Here is an 8,134-nt window from a genome sequence, read left to right as displayed (position 1 = left end):
CCCCTTCGTTGACCCCCTGCCCCCGGTCTATGGTCTGGCGATCGCCCCGGAACAGAGGAAAGATGAGGTTAAACTCAGCACTGCCCTAGGAAAATTGGTGGAAGAAGACCCTTCCCTCACCTGGGAACAAAATCCTGAAACCCAGGAAGTAATCCTTTGGGGCCAAGGGGAAATCCATCTCAAAGTGGCGCTGGAAAGATTGGAAAGGCAATATAAACTGCCCATGGTGTCCAGCCAACCTGAAGTGCCCTACAAGGAAACTATCCGCAAGGACACCCAAGTTCACGGTCGCTATAAACATCAAACTGGTGGCCATGGAGCCTTTGGGGATGTGCACCTCACCATCAAACCCCTGGAACGGGGCAGTGGCTTTAGCTTTAGTGAAACCATTGTGGGGGGAGTGGTGCCCAAACAGTATGTCCCCGGGGTGGAAATGGGAGTGCGGGAGTATCTAGCTAAGGGTCCCCTTGGCTATCCGGTGGTGGATGTAGCTGTCACTCTAACCGATGGTTCCTACCACAATGTTGACAGTTCTGAACAGGCTTTCAAACAGGCGGCTCGCCTTGCCATGACGGAAGGAATGCCCCGATGTCAACCAGTGTTGTTAGAGCCAATTTTGCAAGTAGAAGTGGTGGCCCCTGCGGAGTTCACTGCTAGGGTGTTGCAGTTGGTCAGTGGGCACCGGGGCCAAATTTTAGGTTACGAAGCCCGCTCCGATTGGAAAAATTGGGACCAGGTAGCAGCCCATTTACCCCAAGCGGAAATACAAAATTTCATCATCGAACTGCGTTCCCTGACCGTTGGGGTGGGAACTTTCACTTGGCAATTTGACCATCTTCAGGAGGTGCCGGATAAATTTGCGCCTAAATTATCGGAGTAATCCGCCTAGGGACCCCAATTTGATCCTTTCCAATTTTAGGATTTGAGCAGGATGGGGGGAGTTTGGCCTTTGCCAGCGCGGAAAATCGAGATAATCTTAAGGGGCTATTTTGACGATCGCCCTAAAATTTTATGGTTTTCCCTTCCCCCAACGGTGGCTCCAACGACGGTAATTCCAATCTGGATGAATATGATGACATCACTGGGGCCCGACGGGAGGAAGCCCTACGTAAAGCCCGGAACTGGTTTGTGATCCTAGTGGTGGGAGGACTAATGCTGGGGGTCTTAGTGGCCTTTGGCGTGGTGCAAGTGCTCAATAGCCTCGGTCTAACGGAAAAACCCGATGCCCCCCTCCGCATTCAGATAGAACAAAACAATCAAAATCAGCCCCAACAATAAATATTGCCCAATCCGTCGGGAAACATTTACGGGGCAGCAATCATCCTGCCAAAGACCCGTTACCCCAACAGGGGTCTCCACCAAGCTTCATTGTCCAAATACCATTGCACGGTCTGTCTTAATCCCTGTTCCACTGTCACTTCTGGCTCCCAGCCCAATTCCCGTTTAATTTTGCTGGCATCAATGGCGTAACGGCGATCGTGCCCAGGGCGATCGGTGACATAGCTAATCAGTTTTCGGGCCGGCTTAACTGGCAAATTATGAGCTAATTCGTCCATGAGGTCGCATAAAAGTTCCACCAATTCAATATTTTTAACCTCATTGTTGCCGCCAATGTTATAGGTCTGTCCCGGCAAAGCTTTAGTTAAAACCAGGTCTAAAGCCTGGCAATGATCCTGGACGTAAAGCCAATCCCGCACATTTTGCCCATCTCCATACACCGGCAACTTTTCTCCGCGCAAAATGTTAAGACACATTAGGGGAATAAGTTTTTCGGGAAACTGATAGGGGCCGTAGTTATTAGAACAATTAGTAATTAAGGTGGGCAAGCCGTAGGTGTGAAAATAGGCCCGCACTAAATGGTCACTGCCGGCTTTGGAGGCGGAATAGGGACTGTTGGGGGCATAAGGAGTGGTTTCTGAAAAACCCGGATCATTGGGGGCCAAACTGCCATAAACTTCATCGGTGGAAACATGGAGGAAACGAAACTGTGCCGGTTTGCCTCGGCTTTGCCAATGTTGCCGAAAGGATTCCAACAAGGTGAAAGTGCCCACCACATTGGTTTGCACAAAGGCTCCAGGACCAAGAATGGATCGGTCCACATGGGATTCCGCTGCGAAATGGGCAATGGTTTCAATTTGTTCTCCCCTTAATAGTTGATCCACTAAAGGGCGATCGCCAATGTCTCCTTCGACAAAGCGAAAATTAGGCAGTTTTTCCAAAGGAGCTAGGGTGGCTCTATGCCCCGCATAGGTGAGCGCATCCAAAACCACCATGGGGCGATCGCCGTAGGTTTGAACGCAATGGTAAACAAAATTAGCACCAATGAAGCCTGCTCCACCGGTAATCAAAATTGGGGTGTTGGCCATGGAAAATTACTGTTAGAAGATGACAAGTTAGCGAAAGTAACCATGGATGTTGGAGCTTCAGAGTTGCTCACCATTGGAAGCCCAATGATCCCAATTAATCACCAATGGGAACCCGGTCTAAAAGTCTTTGCAAAATTGCCTTGGGATCTTTGCCACTGGCGGGAATTAACCGATGGGCCAACACATGGGGGGCCACAAACTTGACATCGTCATCAATGGCATAGTCCCGTTCCTCCAAAAAGGCAAAGGCTTGGGTGGCCCGTTGCAGAGCTGTTGTCCCCCGGGGACTGACACCCAAGGTCACATCTTCATCCGTTCGGGACGCCCGCACTAAGCGCAGGAGATATTGTTGTAAATCCTCCGTTAATTTCACCCGCCGCACTGCCTGTTGCAATGCCTCCACTTCCTCCAAGGAGATACAGGATTGTAAATCCCCTACGGCGATCGCCTCTGGATTTTGTTGCCGCTGGAGCATTTTCAGTTCCTCTGCTTCCGAGGGATAACCCAAACTAAGGGAAAGGGCAAAACGATCCAACTGCGCCTCCGGTAGTGGAAAAGTCCCCTGATACTCAATGGGATTTTGGGTAGCAATGACAAAAAAGGGATGGGGCACCAACCGGGTTTCACCGTCCACTGTGACCTGTTTTTCCTCCATCACCTCCAACAAAGCCGCCTGGGTGCGGGGAGTAGCACGGTTAATTTCGTCAGCCAGGAGAATATTGGCAAAGGCCGGGCCAGGCAAAAACTCAAACTCACGACTACTAGGGTTCCAAATGTTAGTGCCGGTAATATCGGTGGGCAATAAATCGGGGGTACACTGCACCCGCTGAAATTTACCGTTAATAGAACGAGCCAGGGACTTGGCCAAGAGGGTTTTGCCCACACCGGGCACATCTTCCAACAGAGCATGGCCTCCACTCAACAGGGCCACCAACACTAAACGAATGGCCTCATCCTTGCCCACAATGGTTTGACTAAGATTTTGGGTAAGGACAGAAATCTGTTCTCGCATAGGGGAAGCATAGCAGCGAAGGCTAGGGTGGTTTGGATAACAAATTAACAGCTTTTACTGTACCGCACCCGATGTGTCCAAGGTAACTGTGTATTTGCAAAGCCTGCTGATGGACAAATTTCGCAAATCTAGTAGTCCCGACTCTGTTGCAAATTTAAAAATTGGGTAAATTCTGGTTTAAATAATAATTTGACTACGCCAGTGGGCCCATTTCTATGTTTAACAATTAACAGTTCTGCTACCCCTGGATCTGGGGTGTCAGGATTATAATATTCATCTCGATAAATCATCATAATTAAATCGGCGTCCTGTTCGATCGATCCGCTTTCTCTCAAATCTGACATCATTGGTCGCTTATTAGTTCTTGATTCCACTGCTCGACTGAGCTGAGATAACGCAATTACCGGCGCATTAATTTCCCTGGCTAAACCTTTGAGGGAACGGGTGATTTTTGATAACTCCTGCACCCGATTATCACTGCCCCCTTCCATTAATTGCAAATAATCAATTAAAACCATGCCCAAGGGGCCTTTTTGTTCACTTTGAAGACGACGTACCTGGGAACGCATTTGGGTCACTGAAATACTTGCCGTATCATCAATGTATATGGGCAGGCTAGAAAGGGTGCCCATGGCCGCCGTTAAAGGCTCAAATTCCGCCTGGCTAAAATGGCCTGTCCGCAGGCGGTTACTATCAATTAAAGACTCACTGGCTAACAGTCTTAATGCTAACTGTTCTTTGGACATTTCTAAACTAAAAATAGCCACTGGCAAATTTTGATTTTTAGCAATGTTAGCGGCAATTCCCAATCCAAAGGCTGTGTTATGCACACAAATATCATTGGCAATGAAGTTATGGGTTACTGGCACCGTCAAATCATAAACTTGCTTGAAGCCGACGGATTCAATGTCAACAATTTCATCCCAATAAACATCGCTAGTTGCCAATTGCTGAAGAGGGATATTTGCTAGCGAACTGGATAATTTGAATAAACGCTCTCTTGTTAAAGCTCTTTTGCCAACGTGGAGATTACTTCCATTGACAATGCCAGAACGTTTAGCTAAAGAAGACCAGGATTCACTGCCCTTAGCTAACTTCAGTTGTCGCCAAACTTCTACAGGAATGAGATCACTGTTAGTTTGGTATTTCTTATTGATTAGCAAAGATTGAATAGCGGCAATTCTCTCTTCTTTACCAAAAATACCAATTTCTTCAACAAAATTTTTAATTGAATGAGTGTCGGTAATATCTAATTGCCAAGCAGTTCTAGAGTGATTATTATATTTAACTGCTCGTTTTTTGAGTTTTGCAACAACGCCAAACCTTAAGAGAAGATGCTGAACTTGTCGAGCTAGTTTTTCACTGACACTACAATAACCTAGCTGAATTTGCTGACTTTTAAGAATGCTGGCCCAACCATCTGTTGCAAATAAACGATTTAAAAACAGAGCCAGGGAAGATTTTTCTAATTGGAAAACCAGATCAGGAATAGTTTTTGTGTGGGCAGTTTTACCATCTACTTCTAGTTCTTGTAGCCAAATTTTTACGCTACTAGCTCCATTTTTTATCAGTTCCGTTGCCTGTGATTTTGGAGGTAATAATAGACTAGGTGCGACTCCCAAGGTCTGACAAAGTAATTCGAATTTATTTTTCTCTGGAAAACAACAACCTTTTTTCCAATTATCAATACTACCAATACTGACTTTTAATTTACTAGCTAATTCTTTGGTTTTTAAAGAGCTAGCTTTAATTATATTATTGAAATTTTCAGCAAAAATTTTTCTTTTCTTGGCAATAAGTTTGACATCCTTGGAAATTCGTAGGGTCGGAGTGCGGGTATTATTAGAGGTTTCAACAACAACCTTAATGCCGACAAAGTCTTTGGTTGCTTCTTCAAAGTCTGCCTGAATTCTAGGGTTAATATTGGTAAATCGAGCACAGGTTCCCGTCAGATCTCCATCACCGAGCAAGTATGCCAATAGTTTAACTTTGCCAGCACTTAAAATTTCGTTGCCAAAACAGGACAGATGACGAGGGACAGCAATTTTATCTCCAATTTTTAAATCGGCAAGGGCCCGCCAACCCATTATGGTTAGATAAGGATGGGTTAATGTTGTTTCTAGGGAACGTCCCAATTTTGTGGTAATACGAAAAACCGGTTTAATGCCATCATCAATAAAGTCTGAAGGGTTAGCCCAATCAAGTTTCCAATCTTGATTAAGAGTTAATAATTCTGCCTTTTTTTGCTTATAAATTTCGGCAATTGTACAAATACGACCGTCTGCTAAAACAATTTCTGAGTTAGCCGCACAGCACTTGCCCATCGATGGTCTTCCAGCCAAAATAATTAAATCTGCCCGTTGTAATCCCCCCGTCATTGCATCAAGATCATAGAATTGGGTTTCCACCCCTGGACTGGATAATTTTTCGTGTAATTTATCTAGCTCAATAAAGGTATTAACTAAGGTTTCCGATAGCGGTACTAACCCTGCTTGGGGTCGGGATTGGGTAAGGCGAAATATTTTTTGTTCCGATTCATCAAAAATTGTTTCTAATTCTTTGCTGGTTTCATAACCCAAATCAACAATGTCATGCCCTGCAGCAATGAGTTGACGTCGTAAATATTTGTCCATGACCAGAACGGCGAAACGGTCAATGTTCACCGCGGAAATGGTACGGTCCAACAACTGAGTTAATTTCACCATGCCCCCGATCACCTCTAGATGATGGTGGTCTTGGAGCCAACTGCTGACGGACATTAAATCCGTGGGTTGACTTTGGCCATGGAGGCTGAGCATGGACTCGTAGATTAAGCGGTGGGCTTTGACATAGAAAGCATCCACCACTAGGAGGTCAATAATGCGACCGATCGCCTCTGGATCCAGCAGAATACCCCCGAGAATGTATTCTTCAGCTTCAATGTTTTGGGGGGGCAGGGCAGGGTTAGCAACCATCAAATTGAGGGCAATAGGGGCAATGGAATCTAGGCGGTGTAGGAAGAAACCATGGCGGGTCGTCGCTCTGGAGTTCCATATCGACCGGCATAGAAGGCCAAAATTTCCTCAATAACTTGGCGATCGCCAGGGGAAAGATCATCCTGTAGAGTCAGCTCTAGGCCGCCCACCTGACTGTTGTAATAGTCAAACTGGGTAAAAGTGGGAGTTAGAAGGGTAGCGGTCACACCAGCAAGCTGTTGCACATGGGCCGCGATTTCCCGATAAACAGCGAGGGGCAATTGAGGAAAACAAATAACTTCGCTATGCAAGGCAGTGGCAACCAACAAAAACGTCTTATATGCCCATGATATACTCAACGGTCTTTTCTCTCTATCAGACCCGGAACCGACTGCAGAAGGAAAACCTACCTTCAATTCCCATCAAGGAGTTTGCCAACAATTTTCCGTTACAGGGAGGATCTAGAGGGTACTTTTCAATGGTATGAGGCCTTGGCAACGCCTTTTGAGGACTAGTTTTGTGATAACGGCCTAACCATTACCATGGGACGTTAGCCCGGTGAAAAATTTGGCAAATTGTATGAATTATTTAGGATTTGACCCCGGTCGGGATAAATGCGGGGTGGCGGTAATGACTGGCGATCGCCAAATTTTGTACCACGAAACCATCTCGGCCCAGGAGGTACCCCAGCGGTTACCGGCCCTGTGTAAGCAATATAAAGTGGGACAAGTTGTAATGGGTAATCAAACCACTGCTAAACAATGGCAAAAACAACTGCAAAGTTATTTGCCCCCAGCCATGGCCCTAGCATTGGTAAACGAAAAAAATAGTACTGTGGAAGCCAGGCAGAGATACTGGCAAATGTATCCCCCCCAAGGATTGGGGCGTTTGGTACCCCTCGGTTTAAGGACTCCCCCCCGCCCAGTGGATGATATTGTTGCTATTTTGTTGATTGAGCGTTATCTGGATTTGGATAGCGGCCGTTGCTAGGGGACAAATCTTTATGGATTGGTGGAAAAAACTGCGGCGCAATAGCCTGGCCCGTTGGGGTGCCATCCTGCTGTTGTTGTTTTACGTCGTTGTCATTGGCGCGGATATTTTTGCCCCCTACAATCCCTACAATGCCCAGGTAGATGGTTCCCTGTTGCCCCCTACCCAAATCTATTGGCAATCACCGGAGGGGCAATGGATCGGGCCCACTGTTTATCCCACCCGCCAGTTGCCCACGAATTTAGAAACGGGATTAAGACCCCTAGAAGTGGATTTCAGCCAACCTTCCCCAGTCCGCCTTTGGGTTAAAGGAGATGGTTACGTCTGGGGACAAATTAAATTGCCCTTACCGCCCAGTTTTACCCCGGTGGAAATTTTTCCAGGCATCCCAGGCGATCGCCATTTAATTGGCACCCTAGGGCCCGGTAAATTGAACCTTTTGGGGACAGACGAACAGGGACGAGATCAATTTAGTCGTCTGTTATTCGGCGGCCGCATTAGTTTATTTATTGGGCTGATTGGGATTACCATTTCCTTTCCCCTGGGTATGGTGGTGGGGGGCGTGGCTGGTTACTTCGGCGGTTGGCTAGATGTGGTTTTAATGCGCTTGGTGGAAGTGCTGATGACCATCCCCGGCATTTACCTGGTGGTGGCCCTAGCGGCGGTACTGCCCCCCGGTTTGGGTAGCGCTCAACGGTTATTGCTCATTGTGGTAATTACCTCTTTTATCAGTTGGTCTGGGTTAGCCAGGGTAATTCGGGGCCAAGTACTTTCCCTCAAACAACAGGAATACGTCCAAGCCTGTGTCGTAT

Annotated in this window: 8 protein-coding genes; 4 read left to right on the top strand and 4 right to left on the bottom strand. The window is 46.8% G+C overall.

The genetic code is table 11. From position 1 onward, the window contains the following. Positions 1 to 880, top strand: an 880-nt coding sequence (locus tag IQ219_RS13360; protein WP_194072933.1) for an elongation factor G, incomplete at its 5' end; no start/stop codon positions are given. Between the two features lie 131 nt (positions 881 to 1,011). Further along, positions 1,012 to 1,278: a hypothetical protein gene (locus tag IQ219_RS13355; RefSeq protein WP_190597835.1), complete on the top strand. Its 267-nt coding sequence runs from the start codon at positions 1,012 to 1,014 to the stop codon at positions 1,276 to 1,278. A gap of 59 nt (positions 1,279 to 1,337) precedes the next feature. Here IQ219_RS13355 and rfbB read toward each other — a convergent pair whose 3' ends face one another. From rfbB to IQ219_RS13335, 4 genes are all read right to left on the bottom strand, one after another. Further along, positions 1,338 to 2,366: a dTDP-glucose 4,6-dehydratase gene (gene rfbB / locus IQ219_RS13350; protein WP_194072932.1), complete on the bottom strand. Its 1,029-nt coding sequence runs from the start codon at positions 2,364 to 2,366 to the stop codon at positions 1,338 to 1,340. Between the two features lie 94 nt (positions 2,367 to 2,460). Further along, positions 2,461 to 3,378, bottom strand: a complete 918-nt coding sequence (locus IQ219_RS13345; protein WP_194072931.1) for a MoxR family ATPase — start codon at positions 3,376 to 3,378, stop codon at positions 2,461 to 2,463. A gap of 128 nt (positions 3,379 to 3,506) precedes the next feature. Further along, the gene (gene dnaB / locus IQ219_RS13340) at positions 3,507 to 6,332 is read right to left on the bottom strand and encodes a replicative DNA helicase (RefSeq protein ID WP_194072930.1); all 2,826 of its coding nucleotides are present in this window, start codon (positions 6,330 to 6,332) and stop codon (positions 3,507 to 3,509) included. Between the two features lie 29 nt (positions 6,333 to 6,361). Next, the gene (locus IQ219_RS13335) at positions 6,362 to 6,661 is read right to left on the bottom strand and encodes a hypothetical protein (protein WP_228017072.1); all 300 of its coding nucleotides are present in this window, start codon (positions 6,659 to 6,661) and stop codon (positions 6,362 to 6,364) included. 250 nt (positions 6,662 to 6,911) lie between these two features. Here IQ219_RS13335 and IQ219_RS13330 point away from each other — a divergent pair, with 250 nt between their 5' ends. Further along, positions 6,912 to 7,322, top strand: coding sequence for a pre-16S rRNA-processing nuclease YqgF (locus IQ219_RS13330; protein WP_194072929.1), 411 nt, complete (start codon positions 6,912 to 6,914; stop codon positions 7,320 to 7,322). 13 nt (positions 7,323 to 7,335) lie between these two features. Then, on the top strand, positions 7,336 to 8,134 hold a 799-nt coding region (locus tag IQ219_RS13325; RefSeq protein WP_194072928.1), incomplete at its 3' end, for an ABC transporter permease.

Origin of the sequence: Synechocystis sp. LEGE 06083, assembly GCF_015207725.1 — a bacterium.
Classification (GTDB): Bacteria; Cyanobacteriota; Cyanobacteriia; order Cyanobacteriales; family Microcystaceae; genus Synechocystis; species Synechocystis salina.
Note: the sequence above shows the minus strand (reverse complement) of the source record. Positions and strands in the feature narration are given on the sequence as shown.